This window comes from Aeromonas sp. R7-5 (assembly GCF_040908015.1).
GTDB classification, from domain to species: domain Bacteria; phylum Pseudomonadota; class Gammaproteobacteria; order Enterobacterales; family Aeromonadaceae; genus Aeromonas; species Aeromonas caviae.
The window spans coordinates 67,823-84,984 of the sequence record NZ_JBFOCZ010000034.1; the positions used below are offsets into that span (position 1 = coordinate 67,823).

13 protein-coding genes and 1 riboswitch are annotated in these 17,162 nt (G+C 62.3%); of the genes, 6 read left to right on the forward strand and 7 right to left on the reverse strand.

Features of this window, described 5'->3' with window-relative positions:
• Positions 1 to 49 precede the first annotated feature (49 nt).
• Positions 50 to 1,033, forward strand: a complete 984-nt coding sequence (locus tag AB5Y53_RS19315; protein ID WP_368182954.1) for a hydrolase — start codon at positions 50 to 52, stop codon at positions 1,031 to 1,033.
• Here the strand turns inward: AB5Y53_RS19315 and AB5Y53_RS19320 are convergent.
• Positions 1,015 to 2,166, reverse strand: a complete 1,152-nt coding sequence (locus AB5Y53_RS19320) for a membrane-associated sensor domain-containing protein (protein WP_368182956.1) — start codon at positions 2,164 to 2,166, stop codon at positions 1,015 to 1,017. The genes AB5Y53_RS19315 and AB5Y53_RS19320 overlap by 19 nt on opposite strands.
• An 89-nt stretch (positions 2,167 to 2,255) precedes the next feature.
• On the opposite strand from AB5Y53_RS19320, the gene AB5Y53_RS19325 reads away from it, so the two are divergent.
• From AB5Y53_RS19325 to AB5Y53_RS19335, 3 genes are all read left to right on the forward strand, one after another.
• On the forward strand, positions 2,256 to 2,501 hold the full coding sequence (locus tag AB5Y53_RS19325; RefSeq protein ID WP_010673242.1) for a YheU family protein: 246 nt from the start codon (positions 2,256 to 2,258) through the stop codon (positions 2,499 to 2,501).
• Positions 2,502 to 2,736: 235 nt separating this feature from the next.
• Complete coding sequence (locus AB5Y53_RS19330) at positions 2,737 to 3,606, forward strand: phosphoribulokinase (protein WP_010673241.1); 870 nt, start codon at positions 2,737 to 2,739, stop codon at positions 3,604 to 3,606.
• Between the two features lie 16 nt (positions 3,607 to 3,622).
• Positions 3,623 to 4,156: a lipoprotein gene (locus AB5Y53_RS19335; RefSeq protein WP_043152620.1), complete on the forward strand. Its 534-nt coding sequence runs from the start codon at positions 3,623 to 3,625 to the stop codon at positions 4,154 to 4,156.
• Positions 4,157 to 4,225: 69 nt separating this feature from the next.
• Here AB5Y53_RS19335 and AB5Y53_RS19340 read toward each other — a convergent pair whose 3' ends face one another.
• Positions 4,226 to 4,525: a hypothetical protein gene (locus AB5Y53_RS19340; RefSeq protein ID WP_010673239.1), complete on the reverse strand. Its 300-nt coding sequence runs from the start codon at positions 4,523 to 4,525 to the stop codon at positions 4,226 to 4,228.
• A gap of 48 nt (positions 4,526 to 4,573) precedes the next feature.
• Positions 4,574 to 4,978, reverse strand: a complete 405-nt coding sequence (locus tag AB5Y53_RS19345) for an OsmC family protein (protein ID WP_010673238.1) — start codon at positions 4,976 to 4,978, stop codon at positions 4,574 to 4,576.
• A gap of 373 nt (positions 4,979 to 5,351) precedes the next feature.
• Here AB5Y53_RS19345 and crp point away from each other — a divergent pair, with 373 nt between their 5' ends.
• Positions 5,352 to 5,990: a cAMP-activated global transcriptional regulator CRP gene (gene crp, locus AB5Y53_RS19350; RefSeq protein ID WP_010673237.1), complete on the forward strand. Its 639-nt coding sequence runs from the start codon at positions 5,352 to 5,354 to the stop codon at positions 5,988 to 5,990.
• Between the two features lie 127 nt (positions 5,991 to 6,117).
• Positions 6,118 to 6,918: a putative RNA methyltransferase gene (locus AB5Y53_RS19355; protein ID WP_368182957.1), complete on the forward strand. Its 801-nt coding sequence runs from the start codon at positions 6,118 to 6,120 to the stop codon at positions 6,916 to 6,918.
• A gap of 140 nt (positions 6,919 to 7,058) precedes the next feature.
• Here the strand turns inward: AB5Y53_RS19355 and AB5Y53_RS19360 are convergent, their stop codons facing one another.
• The 4 genes from AB5Y53_RS19360 to AB5Y53_RS19375 form a co-directional block, all read right to left on the reverse strand.
• Positions 7,059 to 9,656: a glycosyl hydrolase family 18 protein gene (locus AB5Y53_RS19360; protein WP_043152616.1), complete on the reverse strand. Its 2,598-nt coding sequence runs from the start codon at positions 9,654 to 9,656 to the stop codon at positions 7,059 to 7,061.
• A 111-nt stretch (positions 9,657 to 9,767) separates the two neighbouring features.
• Positions 9,768 to 9,854: riboswitch (cyclic di-GMP riboswitch) on the reverse strand.
• Between the two features lie 201 nt (positions 9,855 to 10,055).
• Positions 10,056 to 13,517, reverse strand: coding sequence for a NahK/ErcS family hybrid sensor histidine kinase/response regulator (locus tag AB5Y53_RS19365; protein ID WP_368182958.1), 3,462 nt, complete (start codon positions 13,515 to 13,517; stop codon positions 10,056 to 10,058).
• Positions 13,518 to 13,580: 63 nt separating this feature from the next.
• Entirely contained in the window at positions 13,581 to 14,723 is a 1,143-nt protein-coding gene (locus AB5Y53_RS19370; RefSeq protein WP_010673233.1) for a 3-phenylpropionate MFS transporter, read from the reverse strand.
• A gap of 261 nt (positions 14,724 to 14,984) precedes the next feature.
• Complete coding sequence (locus AB5Y53_RS19375) at positions 14,985 to 17,078, reverse strand: TonB-dependent hemoglobin/transferrin/lactoferrin family receptor (RefSeq protein ID WP_368182959.1); 2,094 nt, start codon at positions 17,076 to 17,078, stop codon at positions 14,985 to 14,987.
• Positions 17,079 to 17,162 lie beyond the last annotated feature (84 nt).

Genomic DNA, 17,162 nt, shown 5'->3' on the forward strand with positions numbered 1-17,162 from the left:
GCCAAGGGCTCGCCGCCCCCTTTTCCTCCTTGCTCTTCCGAGTCGCTGCATGTTGACAGAAAGCCACTTCCACGCCCCCTGGTGGGCGCGCAACCCCCATCTGCAAACCATTTTGCCCAAGTGGCTGCGCCGCTCGCCTGCCCGCTTCATCCAGGAGCGCTTCGAACTCCCGGACGGCGATTTCGTCGATCTGGCCTGGAGCGGCGAACCCGGCCAGGATGAACAACCCCTGGTGGTGGTGTTCCACGGACTGGAGGGGAGCATTCACTCCCACTATGCCAAGGGGCTCTTTGCCCACCTGCAGCGGCAAGGGAACGAGGCGGTGCTGATGCACTTTCGGGGGTGCAGTGGCGAGCCGAACCGGCTGCTGCAGGCCTATCACTCAGGTGCTATCGAGGACGCTCAGGCGGTGATTGCCGAGCTGGAGCGGCGTTTTCCAGGCCGCCCCCTGGTCGCCATCGGCTATTCCCTGGGGGGCAACATGCTGGTCAATCTGCTGGCGCGGGCCTGCCCGGCACAATTGAAAGCGGCGGTGGTAGTGTCGGCCCCGCTGCAACTGGCAAGCTGTGCCGATCGGGTCAATCAGGGCTTCTCACGGGTCTATCAGAACTACCTGCTGCGCACCATGCGAACCAACTTGCAAAGCAAGATCCGGCGCCAGAGCGCGGCACGGGCGCGCTGGCAGCCGGCCCAGATCACCCGCATCGCCACACTGAGGGAGTTCGACGAGCTGGTGACGGCACCGCTCCATGGTTTCGAAAGCGCCGATCACTACTACCAGACCTGCTCCGGCCTGAGCCTGCTGGCCCGCATTCCCATCCCGACCCTCGTCATTCACGCCGCCGACGATCCCTTCATGACCGATGCCGTCATTCCGGCGGCAGAGCAGCTCTCCCCTCTGGTGCGCTACGAGCTGAGCCGCCAGGGCGGCCACGTGGGCTTCCTGCACGGCTCTCCCTGGCGCCCCCGCTTCTGGCTGGATGAGCGCATCAGCCAGTGGTTGCGGGAACAGACTCAGGGCGCGAGCCGGTAACCGTTGCGCCCCTCTTCCTTGGCCTGATAGAGGGCGCCATCGACCCGCTCGAGCAGCATGACGAGGCTCTCCCCGGCTCGCCACTGGGCTATCCCCTGGCTCAGGGTGAGGTGGGGGGCTACGTCGGAATCCTCATGGGGCAGAGCCCTGGCCGCCAGAGTGGCGCGAATGCGCTCCGCCACCTCCTGGCCACCGGCCAGCGTCGTCTCCTGCAGCAACACCACGAACTCCTCTCCCCCGTAGCGCGCCACCAGATCGCCGGGCTCCCGCACACTCTCCTCCAGGCACTCGGCCACCAGGATCAGGCACTCATCCCCCGCCTGATGACCATAGCGATCGTTGTAGCGCTTGAAGAAATCCACATCGAGCAGGATCACGGTGAGCGGCACATCCAGGGTGGTGCCTTGCGCAATGGCACGCTTGCACGCCTGATCGAAGTGGCGACGGTTGGCTATCCCGGTCAGGGGATCCCGGTTGGCCATGGCATTCATCTTGTTTGCCAGCATCAGGTTGTCGTGTTCCCTTGACACCGCAAGCTCGAACCAGCCGTTGAGCATGCGCCGCCCCGTCTCCAGCACCACCAGCAAGACCCCGACCACTATGGTGTTGACCAGAACAAAGGGCTCAGGACTCCATGAGGCTCTCACCAACAAGAACAGCAGGGGGACAGAAACCAGTGCGTAAAACAGCCGCACATCGCAATACGCGGCGACGAGACCGGTCAGCAGCAACAGACTGACCATGTTGAAAATGAAACTGAAGCCCCCCTTCAAGTCGACGATCGAGATGGTGTAACCCACCATGGCCCAGGCCAGCCCCCAGGCCAGGGCACAGACGTACAGGGACCCCTGCCAGATGACATGGGGTTGACGGGAGAGCCAGCCCCACCCGAGCGGCAGCAGCAGGCCAACACCTATCATGGCAAAGAGCTGCCATTTGTAGGACCAGGGCAGGTTGCCAACCAGTACCAGGTGTGCATCCCGATAGATGTAGAAGCGGGTCAGCAGAAATACGAGGGCGATGAGATTGATGACCCAGTACCAGCGCAAACCGGCGCTCAGGGCGCGGCGGCGGGCATCGAACAGGTGCTGTTCGAATTGACTGGAGGGTCGGCGTGCGTCAATGGATTGCATGGCACCCCTCGTCCAAAACGAGACAAATCCCTTGCGCTTGCCGACCAGACATCGACAATATCCGCAACCCACTGCGTGAAGATGAAATCATGATTATCCCCTGGCAAGAACTGGAGCCGGACACCCTCACCAACCTGCTCGAACACTTTGTGCTGCAAGAAGGCACCGAATACGGTGAACAGGATGTCAGCCTGACCGACAAGGTCGAAGCAGTCAGGCAACAATTGCTACAAGGTAGCGCCGTGCTTGTCTACAGCGAGCTGCACGAAAGTGTCAATGTCGTCCCAAAGACTCATTTAAGCAAGTCACCCACTGACGACTTCCCCCAAGCGTAACGCGGTCACGGCTTATCGGGCGGCTCACCCCGCCCTCCCCCTATCCAACTCGCACCATCAGGCCGCATGGCCAGCTCGCCACCCAGCAGCGTCTATTCCGGCGTCCCCAGAGCACAGGGCAGCCCTTGTTCACCGCTATTGCCGGGAAGCGTGGGGGCAGCGGGAGGATGACGGCGCACTTGACCGCACTTTGGGCCACCCCTTATAACGGAACTCCCAAGGAAGAGAGAATTCTATGTCCGCCAAGCATCCCATCATCGCGGTCACCGGTTCGTCCGGTGCCGGTACTTCCACCTCCACCAACGCCTTCCGCTCCATGTTCCACCAGCTTGGATACAAGGCGGCCGTGGTCGAGGGGGACAGTTTTCACCGCTACACCAGGCCCGAGATGGACGTGGCGATCCGCAAGGCCCGGGAGCAGGGGCGGCATATCAGCTACTTCGGCCCTGAGGCCAACGACTTCGGTCTGCTGGAGTCCTTTTTCCAGGAGTATGGCCAGAGCGGCACCGGCCAGTATCGGCGCTATCTGCACAGCTTCGACGAGGCGGTGCCTTTCAACCAGATGCCTGGCACCTTCACCCCCTGGCAGGATCTGCCCGGCGAGACGGATCTGCTGTTCTACGAAGGACTGCATGGCGGCGTGGTCACGGGGGAGCACAACGTGGCGCGGCACGTGGACTTTCTCATCGGCGTGGTGCCCATCGTCAACCTGGAGTGGATCCAGAAGCTCATTCGCGACACCTCGGAACGCGGCCACTCCCGCGAGGCGGTAACCGACTCCATCGTGCGTTCCATGGACGACTACATCAACTTCATCACGCCGCAGTTCTCCCGCACCCACATCAACTTCCAGCGGGTGCCGACCGTCGATACTTCCAACCCTTTCAGCGCCAAGGTGATACCCAGCCTGGACGAGAGTATGCTGGTGATCAGGTTTCGGGGCATCAAGCAGGTGGACTTCCCCTACCTGCTGTCGATGATAGACGGCGCCTTCATGTCCAGGATGAACACCATCGTCGTGCCGGGTGGCAAGATGGGCTTCGCAATGGAACTGATCCTGCGCCCCCTGATCCAGCAACTGATCGAAACGGGCAAGATCACCTGAGCCAAGGAGCTTAACGATGCGCGCTGCACTTCTCTCATTCACGCTGGCAACCCTGCTGGGCGGTTGCAGCTCCGGCCCCGCCGCACCCACGGTCGAAACGGGCACCATGGTGGTTCGCCCGGCGGAGCATTGGACCTACGGGGCGACACCACGCTATGCGCTGGCCGAACAGTTCCAGTATGCGGGCAACAGCGCCGCGCCCTGGCTCGAGCCGGTACAGCAGGCCGTCATCCGGCAACTGGACGGCAAAGGCTGGCGCAGCGTTCCCCTGGATGAGGCCGACGTCTGGGTCGCCATCGGGGTAGCTGGCAGCCAGGACATGAGCGATGGCGAGATCTTCTCCCGCCTCGGCATGACACCTGGCCTGAACGCCGCCGCCAATGCCCGCAAGGGGACCCTGGCCGTCGTGCTGCTCGACGGGCATAGCCAGAAAGCGGTGTGGAGCAGCGCCATCCAGCTCGCCAGCGACGTGCCTGTCGCAGAGGAAGCCCGTGGCCAGCTTAGCCAGCAACTGGCCGCCCAGTTGCTGGGCTCGCTACCGTCAGACTGATGTCTCTTTCAACAAAAACGGCCTGCTTCACGCAGGCCGTTTTCCATGCACGCCGTGACGGCATCAGGGTCACTTCAACTCGCAGGTCAGCTGGGTCACACCGCTCTTGACCAGGGTGGCCTGCTTGTCCTGACGGGAGAAGGTAGTCACCCCGTCGGAATAGCTGGCAGTCTCTTTGGGCGACTCGATGCGCCCCAGCTTGTGATAGACACCGGCATAAGGGAACTGCACCATGTCGGCCTGGGCATCATAGGTGATGGCCAGCAACTCTTCCCCGCACTGATACTGGCTGTATTGATACTGGGTCGGCTGCGGCATGCTGCAGGCGGCCAGACCGAACAGGGGAAGCAACATCATCATTTTTTTCATCGCACTTTCCTTATGTCATGGCGTTATCGACGGGACAAACTTTAGCGGTCAACCCTCAAGAATTTGATAACTATGGGTAATTTCTACCGCTTTTTCCAACATCAGGGAAACTGAACAATATTTTTCCATGGACAGATCCACCGCACGGGCGACCTGCTTCTCCGCCAGCCCCTTGCCGGTCACCACGAACTTGAGGTGGATCTGCTCAAATACCCGGGGAACGGTATCGGCGCGGGTCCCTTCCAGTTCGACATGGCAGGCGGTCACGGACTGACGGGCCTTCTCCAGAATGGAGACCACATCGATGGAGCTGCAACCACCGACAGCCAGCAGGATCATCTCCATCGGGCTGGCACCTTCACCCGGGTTGGCGCCATCCAGGGTCACCTGATGACCGGACTCGCTCTCTCCCACAAACTTCATGCCTTCCACCCAGCTGACCTTGGCTTTCATCTCTCACTTTCCTCTCAATGACGACGGTTCTAACGCCCATAGCATACCTCAAGCCGGGGTCGAGTGGCACATGCGCCAGGATCTTGCCCGTTCCCGACGATAAAGCCCCGTTTTGCGGCGACAAGCCTCTCCTGCGAAACGGACGACGACCCAAAGGGAAATAGATCGAAATCAACATCCGACCTCCTCTTCTTGCCTAGAATGCCCCGGACGACGCAGCAGATGGCGGCTCACCGGTGGACGGCAAAACCCCAAAGCCTTGTCAGCACAGGCAAAGGCTCTTATTCTACTGCGACCAAAGAGTAAGGAATGGCAAGCTTGGCAACTTGCCTGGACGCACAGTCCATAAAAATGACACTACAGAGGAAGTCTCATGATCATTGGCAAACCGCAAAGCGATCCCACCCTTGAGTGGTTCTTGTCGCATTGCCACATTCATAAGTATCCCGCCAAGAGCACCCTGATCCACGCCGGTGAAAAAGCGGAAACCCTCTACTACATCGTCAAGGGCACCGTCGCCGTCCTGATCAAGGATGACGAAGGCAAGGAGATGATCCTCTCCTACCTGAATCAGGGGGATTTCCTGGGCGAGATGGGGATGTTCGAAGAGAACGAGAATCCGGAGCGTTCCGCCTGGGTACGTGCCAAAGGCGCCTGTGAAGTCGCCGAGATCTCCTACAAGAAGTTCCGCCAGCTGATCCAGGTCAACCCGGACATCCTGATGCGCCTCTCCGGTCAAATGGCCAAGCGCCTGCAGCACACCAGCCAGAAGGTCGGCAACCTCGCCTTCCTGGACGTGACCGGCCGCATTGCCCAGACCCTGCTCAACCTGGCCAAACAGCCGGATGCCATGACCCACCCGGATGGCATGCAGATCAAGATCACCCGCCAGGAGATCGGCCAGATCGTCGGCTGCTCCCGTGAAACCGTCGGCCGCATCCTCAAGATGCTGGAAGAGCAGGAGCTCATCTCCGCCCACGGCAAGACCATAGTGGTGTTTGGTACCCGCTGACCGGGTTCCGCCGACGGCGCCCGCACAGCACCGTTGGATAAAAAGGCTGCCCATGGCAGCCTTTTCCGATCCTCTCCCCTATAATCCCGAACGGCCCGCCGTCATGGCCTTCGCCAAGAGAACTCCTATGCACCTTCAATGCCCCCTTTGCCGCAGCCCCCTGCACCTTCATGCCGCCTCCCGCGGGGTCTATTGCGACAACAAGCACCACTTCGATCCCGCACCGGAAGGCTATCTGGACCTCATCCCCGGCAAGAAGAACCCCAAGGACAGCGACAGCCGGGCCCTGCTGCGCGCCAAGCGCCGCTTCCTGGAACAAGGCCACCAGCTGCCTCTGGTGGACGCCATGGTGAACCTGCTCGCTCCTCTTGGCGAGCGCGAGCTTGTCCACCTCGGCTGTGGCGAGGGGTACTACTGCCGCGCCCTGGCTGAGCGGCTGCCCGGCTGGCAGGTCGGCGGTTTCGATCTGGCCAAGAATGCCATCTTCGCCGCCAACAAGGCGCAACCGGAAGGCCAGTTCGTCATCGCCGACCCGGCGCGCGCCCCGCTGCTGCCTGGCACGGCCCAGGTGCTGCTGGTCAACGACCTCAAGGTCAAGACGGAACTCCTGGTCAGCTGGCTGGCACCGGGCGGCTATCTGCTCCACGTGCAGCCAGGCCCTCGCCATCAGTGGCAATTGCGCGTCAGCCTCAATCCGGTGAGCATGGAACATCCCCTGAGCTGGCCCGCCCTCACCGGGCTTGTCAATGTTGCCCAGCAACGCGCCCAGTTCAGTACGGCGCTGGATCAGGGCCTGCGCGAGCACATTCTGGAGACCAGTCGCCTCGGCTGGCGTGCCAGCGGCGAACAGCGCCACGCCTTCACCCACCAGGGGCCCGACGCCCTCGAGCAGGATCTGCTGCTCAGCCTGTGGCAAAAACCGCTGTGAACCGGTGACATACCATGAAAAAAGGCCCTGACGGGCCTTTTTGACAAAGCGAGTGCGCCTTTCCTCTGACAGGGAAGAGACACCCGACCACGCAGCAAGACAAAAATGGGGCCCTCGGCCCCATTTTTCATCACGGCAGATCAGTTGCAGCTCGCCGCGCCCTGATCGACCCAGACAGCGGCCTTGCCGGGCTCATCGCCCTTGGTCCAGTACTGGGCCTTCCACTTGCGGCCGTTGTGGCTGGTGACATCACCGCCGTTGTAGACCACTCCGGCATCCCAACCCAGTTGCACCTGGCTCACCAGTTTCCACTGATCGGCGGTGCGGCTCGGCTCGTTGCCCTGGGTCCAATACTTGGCCTGCCACACCAGTTGCTTGTGGCTCACCTTGTCATTGGTGTTGTAGACGGTACCTGCACTCCAGGCCGGGTGGTTGGCCGCATCCGGATCGCTGGCCTCGCAGCCACCACCTGTACTGGCCGGCTTGACGGTCAGGCGGGTAACGGCTGTGGCATCCAGCGCCCCGTCGGTGACCACCAGGGTCAGATCGTAGGCCGTGTCACTGGTCACGTTCGAGCCCGTGACCACCAGGGTCGCACTGTCCAGACCGGTGGCGCTGAGCCCGGCCGGCACTGTCCACTGATAACTCAGGGCATCACCATTGGGGTCGGAAGCGGTGGCCTTGATGCTCACCTGCTTGCCAGCCTCGACGGTCGCACTGGCCGGTACGCTGACCACGGGGGGCAGGTTCGGCTGCGGCGCCTTGTTGGTGACCACCACCTGATCCTTGGCCGAGAGCCCCTGATCGTCGGTCACGGTCAGCTCGAACACCAGATTGATGTCGCTGCTGACGGCATCCAGTACCACACGGGCCTTGGCCTGGGTGGCATCCAGCAGGCTGGCCTGGGGTCCGGAGACCTGTTTCCAGCTGTAGGTCAGCGCCCCGTTTTCCGGATCGTGGGAGGCACTGCCGTTGAGGGTCACCTCGGCCGGGCCGGTGGCACTCAGATCGCTGCCGGCATTGGCAACCGGCGGCTTGTTGACCGGCGGCAGCGTACCCTCGCCGTGGCCCAGCCCCTCGTGCATGGCGTTGAGGATGTCGCCGTTGTCCGCATCAATTTCCCAGGCGAACAGACCGCCGAGCTGGTTCGCCAGCACGTACTGCCCCTTGGCCTTGACCGAGCGGTCGTTGTCGAAGGTAATGAGGTCACCACTGCTGGCCTTGAAGACATAGGGGGCCTCGGCCGACTCGTCATAGCCCTGCTCCCAGCCTGCGCCCATGCGGTTGTTGACGATGTCGCGGTAATCCACCACGCCATTTTCCCAGGTACCGCTCACCGGTCCGGTGGCGGTGCCGGTGAAGGGGTTGCCGGCCTGGTAGTTCTTCACTCCGGTCCAGCCACGGCCATACATGGCCGCCCCCACCACTATCTTGCCCGGTGTCACCCCCTGACCCAGCAGCGCCTTGACGCCCTTGTCGGTGGTGTACTTGGTGGCCGGATCCCAGCTGGAGGCAAAGAGGTTGGTCTGGTGGGCCAGATTCGTCAGGTCGAAGGCGCCGCTGAAGTCGTAGCTCATCAGGAAGATGTGGTCCATGTACTGCTGGGCCGCCTGATAATCCACCTTGGCAATCTTGTCACCGCCGGCGCTGATGGCCGAGGTCAGCTCATACTGGCGGCCGGTCTCGGCTTCCAGTTCATCGAGCATGGCTCGCAACTCCTTCATCAGCACCACATAGGTGGCTCCGTCATTCGGGCCGCCCAGGCTGGGGTTGGCCCCCTGTCCGCCCGGGAACTCCCAGTCGATGTCCACGCCGTCGAAGAATTTCCAGGTCTGCAGGAACTCTTTGACCGAGGCGACGAAGGTATCGCGCTTGGTCTTGTCACCCAGGAAGTAAAAGGGATCGGAGAGGGTCCATCCGCCGACAGACGGCAGAATCTTGAGGTCCGGATGGGCCTGTTTGAGGGCCATCAGGTTGCCGAAGTTGCCCTTGTAGGGCTCATCCCAGGCGCTGAGGTTGCCTTGGGACATCTGGATCGCCGCCCAGGGATCATGGATGGAGACCTTGAAGTCTTCGCGGCCCGCACAGGAGCGCTGCAACGCCTCGAAGCTGCCGGAGATCTCTTTGAGGCTGTCGTTGATGCCGTTGCCACCGCAGATGGGGGTGAAGCCGTAGAGAATATGGGTCAGGTTCTGGGCCGGGATCTTGTCCACGGTGAACTTGCGACCATAGACACCCCACTCCACGTAGTAGGCCCCCACCACCTTGCCGGACTTGTTGGCGTAGGGCTTGTTGTTCTCCTTGAGGGGCGCATTGAGCGGCGCCAGGTGGCTGCCGTCGGTATCGGCGACCATCAGCTCCTTCTTGTCGGAGAGGGTGCAGCCGTCGGCGTTGCACAGGGCCACCTGCATCTGGTAACGCCCCCCCTTGGTGACCTTGAAGTTGGCGGTACCCGCGGCGGAGGCCGGGCCTGACCACACCTCCTTGCCGTCGAGCAGTACCTTGGCGGTCTGTCCGACGTCACCGGACCAGAGGTTCCAGGTCACGCTCACGGGAGCGCCATCCTTGTGGACGGTCACCAGCTGGTTGTAGGCCGAAGCGGCCTGATTGACTTCAACGATGGCAAACTTGGTGGGGCCGGATCCAATGGTGGGTTTGCCCGGGGCAGCGGCGAAGGCGGAGGTAGTGCAAAGCCCCCCGACCAGAAGCGCCAGCAGGGAAAGTTTTGGACTTAACATATTTGAACTTCCTTATTTCGTTATTGGAATTAACAACGAAAAAGGCAACGCAACCTGCCAGGTAACGCAGACAACATCGCAACCATGGCTTGGCCCATGGACGATACAACCTGTGGTGGCCCCGCTATCCTAGGTACGCAGACCCTTAGACCGGAAGCTTTGCGTCCCGGACTTTCATCCGGTTTGCCTTTTTGCACAACTTGATTTGCGACAAAAATAATCGCCGAATGACTATAGAGGAGAGTCGCTCGGGTGCCACCTGCCAAAAGTGACACCCAAAGGGACTCAACTTTCACCAAAACCTGAAAATAACAACGAAAGAGACGCCATCATCGGCGATCATGGCGTCTGGATGGCATCCAGAAAATGTTCAGTCAATGCTCGATTCTGTGAGGCCAGTCACTGAACCGGCATCAGCAGGCTGTTCATCAGGGCGCGCAGCTTGAGAGGTTTGACCGGTTTGCTCACGTAGCCGAAGCCGTGCTCACGGATCTGTGCCTGCAACTCGCTCTTGCGATCCGCACTGATGATGATGCCGCCGATACCGTTGCCATGGGCCAGCCTGATCATGTGCAGCGCCTGCAACCCGGTCTTGCCGTCATCCAGGTGATAATCCGACAGCACCAGCGCAGGCAGGAAGCCGCCGCCGATGATCTCTTCCGCCTGCTCCAGGCTCTGGGCACAGCGCACCTCGCAGCCCCAGCGTCCCAGCAGCGAGGCCATGGCGATGAGGATATCCTCCTCGTTGTCGATGCAGAGGATCCTGACCCCTTCCAGCTGACTGTCTCGCAGGGCCGGGGTCGTCACCTGGCTGGGGATGACGGGCCGGGTCGCGAGGTTCAGGGTGATGGCAAAGACGGACCCCGCTCCGGGCCAGCTGCGCAGGGAGAGCTGATGACCCAGCACCAGCGAGATGCCGCGGGCGATGGCGAGCCCGAGGCCAAGCCCCTGCTCCCTGGCGGTGCGGGAGTGATCGAGGCGGGAAAACTCGTCGAAGATCGCCTCCTGCTTGCCCTCCGGGATGCCGGGGCCGTTGTCCCACACCTCGATGCGCACCTTATCCCCCATGCGGCGACAGCCGAGCAGCACCCGACCGCCGGGGTTGTAGCGAAATGCGTTGGTGAGGAAGTTCTGCAACACCCGCCGCAGCAAGCGCACATCGCTGTAGACCGCAAGGCGGCTCTCCACCACGGAGAACTGGATCCCACCGGCCTGGGCCAGCACGCCGAATTCCGCCTTGAGATTGTCCAGCACATCGCTCAGGGCGAAATCGAGCTTCTTCGCCTTGAACTTGCCCGCCTCGAGGCGCGAGATGTCCAGCAGATCCGTGATGAGATCCTCGGTCGCCCCCAGGGCGTCGTCGATGTGGCGAGCGATGCGAGCCGGTTCGTCCTCCGGGGGCAGCATCTCCAGCAAGGAGGAGGTAAAGAGCTTGGCCGCGTTCAGCGGCTGGGTCAGGTCGTGGCTCACCGCCGCAAGGAACCGGCTCTTGGACTGATTTGCCCGCTCCACCTGCTGGTTTACCAGCAGCAGTTGGCGGTTGAGTTCGGAGAGCTCGTGGGTGCGCTCGGCCACCCGCGCCTCCAGGTGCTCGTTCGCTTCCCGCAGCACCCGCTCCGCCGCCCTGAACGGGGTGATATCGGTGAAGGTCATGACAAAGCCCCCCGCAGGCATGGGGTTGCCCTGCATCTCGATGACTCGGCCATCGGGACGCTCCCGCGCCGAGACATGGGGGCTACCACGCTTCATGAAGGCAACCCGCCGCGCCACCTGGGCCTCGATGTCTCCCTGGCCGCACAACCCCTGTCCAGCGTTGTAGCGGATGATCTCCTCGATGGAACGGCCCACCTGAATGAGACCGGGGGGATAGGAGAACAGCTCGATGTAGCGTCGGTTCCAGGCCACCAGCCTGAGCTCCCTGTCCACCACGGAGATCCCCTGCCCCATGTGTTCGATTGCCCCCTGCAACAGGCCGCGGTTGAAGCGGAACATGTCGGAGGCCTCGTCCACTATGGTGGCGATCTCCTCGAGCTGCATGTTGCGTCCCTGCAGGGCGGAGGCCAGCACCAGTCGGGCGGACGAGGTACCGAACACCCCCGCCAGCAGTCGCTCCGTGTGGGCGATGAGCTCCGCCGAGGCCTGCATCTGGGGCGCCAGGGTGCCTCCCCGCTCGCCGGCGAAGCGGCCGAAGGCCCGCTTGACGCGGCTGGAACCGACGAAACGGGCCGCCAGCATCTCCAGCTCCTTCACCGAGACCCGCGCATGATAGAGCGCCGAGGTATCCCGGCTCGTCTTGCCGACGAAGTTGGCTGCCTGCAGCCGCTCGCTCACCGCCGCCCGTGACAGCAGGGAGCCCGCCACATAGCCGACGAGGTTGAGCAGAAGACTTAGGAAGAGGCACCAGGCCCCCAGACTCAGATCCCGCACCGCCGGCCAGTCTGGGGGCGCCAGCAGGGCTTCGAGGGGGGAGCCAGCCAGCAGTCCGCTCTCCGCCAGCAGGGTCACGAACCAGAGGCTGACCCCGAGGGCGAGCCCGAGATAGACGCCCTTGCGATTGCCATGACGCCAGTACAGGCCGAGCAGCAGGGCCGGTGCGAACTGGGCCACGGCCCCGAACGAAAGATAACCGATGCGCGACAGACTGGTGAGATCCCCGAGCCAGAGATAGAGCGCCCAGGCCGCCAGCAAAATCAGCAAGATGGCGCCCCGACGCACCTGCAGCAGCAACCGCATCAGGCGCTCGTCCCGCCCCTGTTGCCAGACCCGGCGCAGCAGGACCGGCAACACCAGATCGTTGCTCACCATGATGGCCAGGGCGATGGTGCAGACGATCACCATGCCGGTGGCCGCCGAGGTACCGCCGAGAAATGCCAGCATCGCCATGCCGTCGAATCCGAGGGACATGGGGAGGCTTATCACATAGGTGTCCGAGGCCATGTCTGCCCCGACCCACTGCTTGCCTGCCAGCGCCAGCGGCCAGATGAAGAGCCCCATCAGGAAGAGATAGAGGGGGAAGATCCAGCGGGCCCAATGCAGATCCTGCCCCTGGTTGTTCTCCACCACGGTCACGTGAAACTGGCGCGGCAGGCAGATGACGGCACACATGGCGATCAGGGTGTAGATCGCGAGCTCCAGCAGACTGCCCGGCGTCACCGCCACCACCGCATCGAGGAAGTCGCCCGCCACCAGGGTACGCGCCTCGCTCGGTCTGGCGATGATGAGCCAGAGCGCAAAGCCCCCCACTGCCATGAAGGCGAGCAGCTTGACCACGGACTCGAAGGCGATGGCCACCACCATGCCCCTGTGGTGCTCGGTGGCATCCAGGTTGCGGGTGCCGAACAGAATGCTGAACAGGGCCAGCAGCAGGGTGACCCCCAGCGCCAGCTCCGCCATGTTGCTGGTGGGGCTGACCCCCGTGCTGTTGGCCATCAGCAGATCGAGCCCGGTGACGATCGCCTTGAGCTGCAGCACCAGATAGGGAAGTATCCCCATGACGGCGATGAGGCTGATCACCATGGCCAGGCGCTGAGACTTGCCATAACGGGCGGCAATGAAATCGGCGATGGAGGTGATGTGCTCACGCTTGGCCACCAGGATGAGGCGGGCCAGTAGGCGCCAGCCAAACAGGAACACCAGCATGGGGCCCAGGTAGATGGGCACCGGCGACCAGGGGGATTCGCTGGCCTGGCCCACGGTGCCGAAGAAGGTCCAGGAGGTGCAATAGACCGCCAGCGACAGGCTGTAGAGCAGAGGCTGCCCCTTGGGGCGACGGCGCTTGTTCTTGTCCGCCACATAGGCGATGAGGAACAGCAAGCCCAGATAGGCGAGCGACAACCCGATCAGCAGCCATCCATGGTGCATCTCTCTACTTCCCTTTTCCAGATAAGTCGGAGGCCTGCCGCGCCAGAGACCGGCAGACCTGTGTCATCGGCCCTGTTCAGGGCTCTCCTCACGCAGCCGCAACACGAAGACCGGCAGCACTACCAGCACCATGATAAAGAAGATGCCGCCTCCCAGCGGCTCGAACAGCACGCCGCAGATCGCCATCAGGGCCGCCACCGTCATGCCGAGGCCGAGCGCCGCATAGAGCGCCTGGGTGGGGATCTGCTGCTCCGCGGGCAACTGGCGGGTCATGAAGCGGATGGCGCCGAGGTGACTGACGCAGAAGGTGACCCCGTGCAGCAGCTGGCCGAGCACCAGCACCGCCAGGTCAGTAGAACTGCCGAGCAGCACCCAGCGCACCACGCAGCCAAGGGCCCCCACCAGAAACAGGGTCTGGGCGCCGAAGCGCTGGAGGAAGCGCTTGTCCGCGGCGAACATGGCGATCTCCGCCACCACTCCCAGAGCCCATAGATACCCGATCAGGGTGCCGCTGTAGCCGGCGCTCTTCCAGTAGATGGCGCTGAAACCGTAGTAGGCCGCATGACTCCCCTGCAGCAGGGCGGTGATGAGCAGGAAGCGGCGCACCGGGGCCGACCTGAGCGTGACGAGCAGCGAGGCCTTGGCCCGCTCCCCTTGCAGCTCCCGGGGGGCGGGTCGCAGCGGCAGCAGACTGAGCCCCAGCATGATCAGCAGCCCGGCCACCATGGTGTGCAGCACCCAGTCGCTGCCAAAGTTGCCCACCAGGGCCCCCACCAGGGTGGAGGCGACGATAAAGGCAAAGGAGCCGCACAGCCGCACCTTGCCGTAGTCGAGGTGGGTCTGAACCACCATGCGGGTGGCAAGCGCCTCTCCCATGGGCATCAGGGTCGGGTAGATGAAGTTGGCCGCCAGGGTCAGCACCACCAGCCACCAGAGGCTGTGGCCCAGATAGAAACCGAGGAAGGCCAGCAGACTCAGCAGACAGAGCAGCCGGGTGACGGGCAGCAACTGGCCGGCCCCCTTGACTCGCCCCATCACCATCAGGTTGCCGGCAAAGCGGATGGCCATGCCCACCCCCAGCAACAGCCCTATCTGTTCAGTACTCACCCCGATGCCTTCCAGCCAGAGCGACCAGAACGGCAGGTAGGCGCCATAAACGAAGTAGAAGGCACCAAAAAACAGGGCTAACCAGGAGAACGCGGGCATAGAGGCTCGGGCTGCATGACAAGGGGCACAAATGATAACCGATTTCGGGGCGGGGATCCCCAGGCGGCATGACAGATAAAAACCATAAATATCAATAAAGTTGAACCTTTGTCACATCCCCCTGTCTATTGGGTAACACCGCTTCCTGATGAGTGTTGCAATCCTTCCACCCGCCCCTGGCGGGTTTCTTTTTTGCAGACGCCGACCTTCATGACAAAAGGGGCCCGAGGGCCCCTTTTCCTGCATGCTGGTCCACGACCATCAGAACACGTACTTGACCCGTGCACTGAGGTTGCGGCCAGGCTCGGTCTGCTTGCTGGTATCCGCGGTGGCGGCAAGGCCGGTGATGCTCTCGTAGCTCACGTACTCCTTGTCAAACAGGTTGAATACCCCCACGTTGAGCTGCAGGTCCTGCACCGGCTTGAACTGGGCATAGAGATCCACCACGCCCCAGCCTGCGCTCTTGATGTTGTCGTTGCCTCGCGCATCCTTGCCCACCTTGTCCATGTCGTCGGCAAAGCGCAATGCGGTGTTGATGTTCCAGTTCGGCTGCTCCAGACGCACCCCGACGCTGCCGTTCAGGGGGCTCAGGCTGTTGATGTAGTTGCCCTCGCCATCCTTGCCCTCGATGTAGGCCAGGTTGCCCCAGACGTTGACCAGCTCGTTCAACCAGTAGTCCGCCTTGGCCTCGGCCCCCTTGGTGGTCGCCTTGTCCAGGTTCTGGTACTGATAGAGGGCGGTACGGCCTTCGGTGCCCACGGCCGTCAGCTCGATGAAGTCGTCGAACTTGTTGTAGAAGGTGGCCACTTCATAGCTGAACCCGCCACGGCTGCCGCGCACCCCCAGATCGATGCCGTCGCTGCTCTCTGGCTTGAGGTTCGGGTTGGGCTCGATGCGATAGCCATACGCCTGGTGGTTCAGGGTGGAGAAGGCGTTGTCATACATGGGCGCCTTGAAGCCGTGGCTGTACTGGGCGAACAGGTTCGCCGCCTCGTGCGCCTTGAACACCAGCCCCAGCTTGGGAGAGAACTCCCCTTCGGAGATCTTCTTCATGTTCTCGCCCGTGTAGGCGGGATCCTCGTCCGGGGTCATCTTGTAGTAGTCGTAACGCACGCCCGGGGTCAGCACCCAGCGCTCGCCGAACTTGATCTCGTCAAAGGCCCAGAGCGCACTGCGCTCGCTGGTGGTGGAGGGGAAGCTCAGCTCGTTGTAGCCGACGAAGTCACCCGGAACGGTCGGCCCCTTGAAGCGGGTGCGCTCGTTGTCGGTGTGCTCGTATTCCAGGCCCCAGGCCAGACGCTGGCTGGCGAGCGCCTTGTTGAACTTCACCTGGGCGCCCAGGCTCTCCTGCTCGAAACCGTTGTGATCCAAGGAGTTCTTGGTCACATAGGGGTTGCCCGGCATGACCGGATACTTGGACGAAGCGTACTGATCCAGGGTCTGCTTGGCGCGGCTGTAGTAGATCTTGCTGTCCACGCGATCCGCCCAGGGGGCGTTCAGGGCGAGGCCATGATCCAGTACCAGGGAGAGGTTGTCGGTCTCCTTGTCGGTAATGGGCTGGTTGAAGACGGAGCCCGCCTTGGTCAGATCGATGGCATCCGGATCCTGCCCCTCGGTGAAGTAATCCACCGTCAGTTTCAGGAACTGATCATCGGAGAGATTCCACTTGCTCTTGAACAGCACGGCCTGGCTGACGATGTCGAACTCGTTCTTGTCGCCGTCATAATTCTGGGTGACACCGCCATCGCGCCAGGTGTAGCGCAGCAGGTTCTCGACTTCCCCGGTGCGCAGCGCCCCCGTGATGCCGGCCATTCTCTGGTGGCTGCTGGAGGCATAACCCGTGGTCGCATCCAGATAGCTGTCGCGACCCTTGAGGAAGTCGCCAGCATCCTTGGTGGTGATGGCAATGACGCCTCCCAGAGCATCGGAACCGTAAGCGGCCGAGGCCGGCCCTTTGGCCACTTCCACCTGCTTGATCATGTCGGTGTCGAAGTAGGTCTGACCCACGCCGCCATTCTTGTAGGCATCGTTCTGGCGCACACCGTCCTGCACCACCTTGACCCGGTTTTCGCTCATGCCGCGAATGGTGAAGGTTTGGGCATCTCCTGCGCCTCCCTGCACGCTCACCCCGGGCTCATAGCGGAACAGATCGGCGACGTTGCTGACGACCTGCTCTTCAATCTGCTCCGAGGTAATGACGGCGATGGGACCGGAAACATCTTCCAGCTTCTGTTCCATCCGGGAGCCGCTGACGACCATGACTTCATCGGCTTTCTTGTCTGCGGCGAAAGCGGGGGAAATCAGCCCGGCCACCACGGCGAGGGCTATCAGGGAGGGGGTGTTGTTGTGCGCCACTGCAAAGTCCTTATTGAGAATTATTATCAAGCGGAAGGCATATTACCCCGCCAGAGACAAAGATCAATAATAAAGTGAATCATT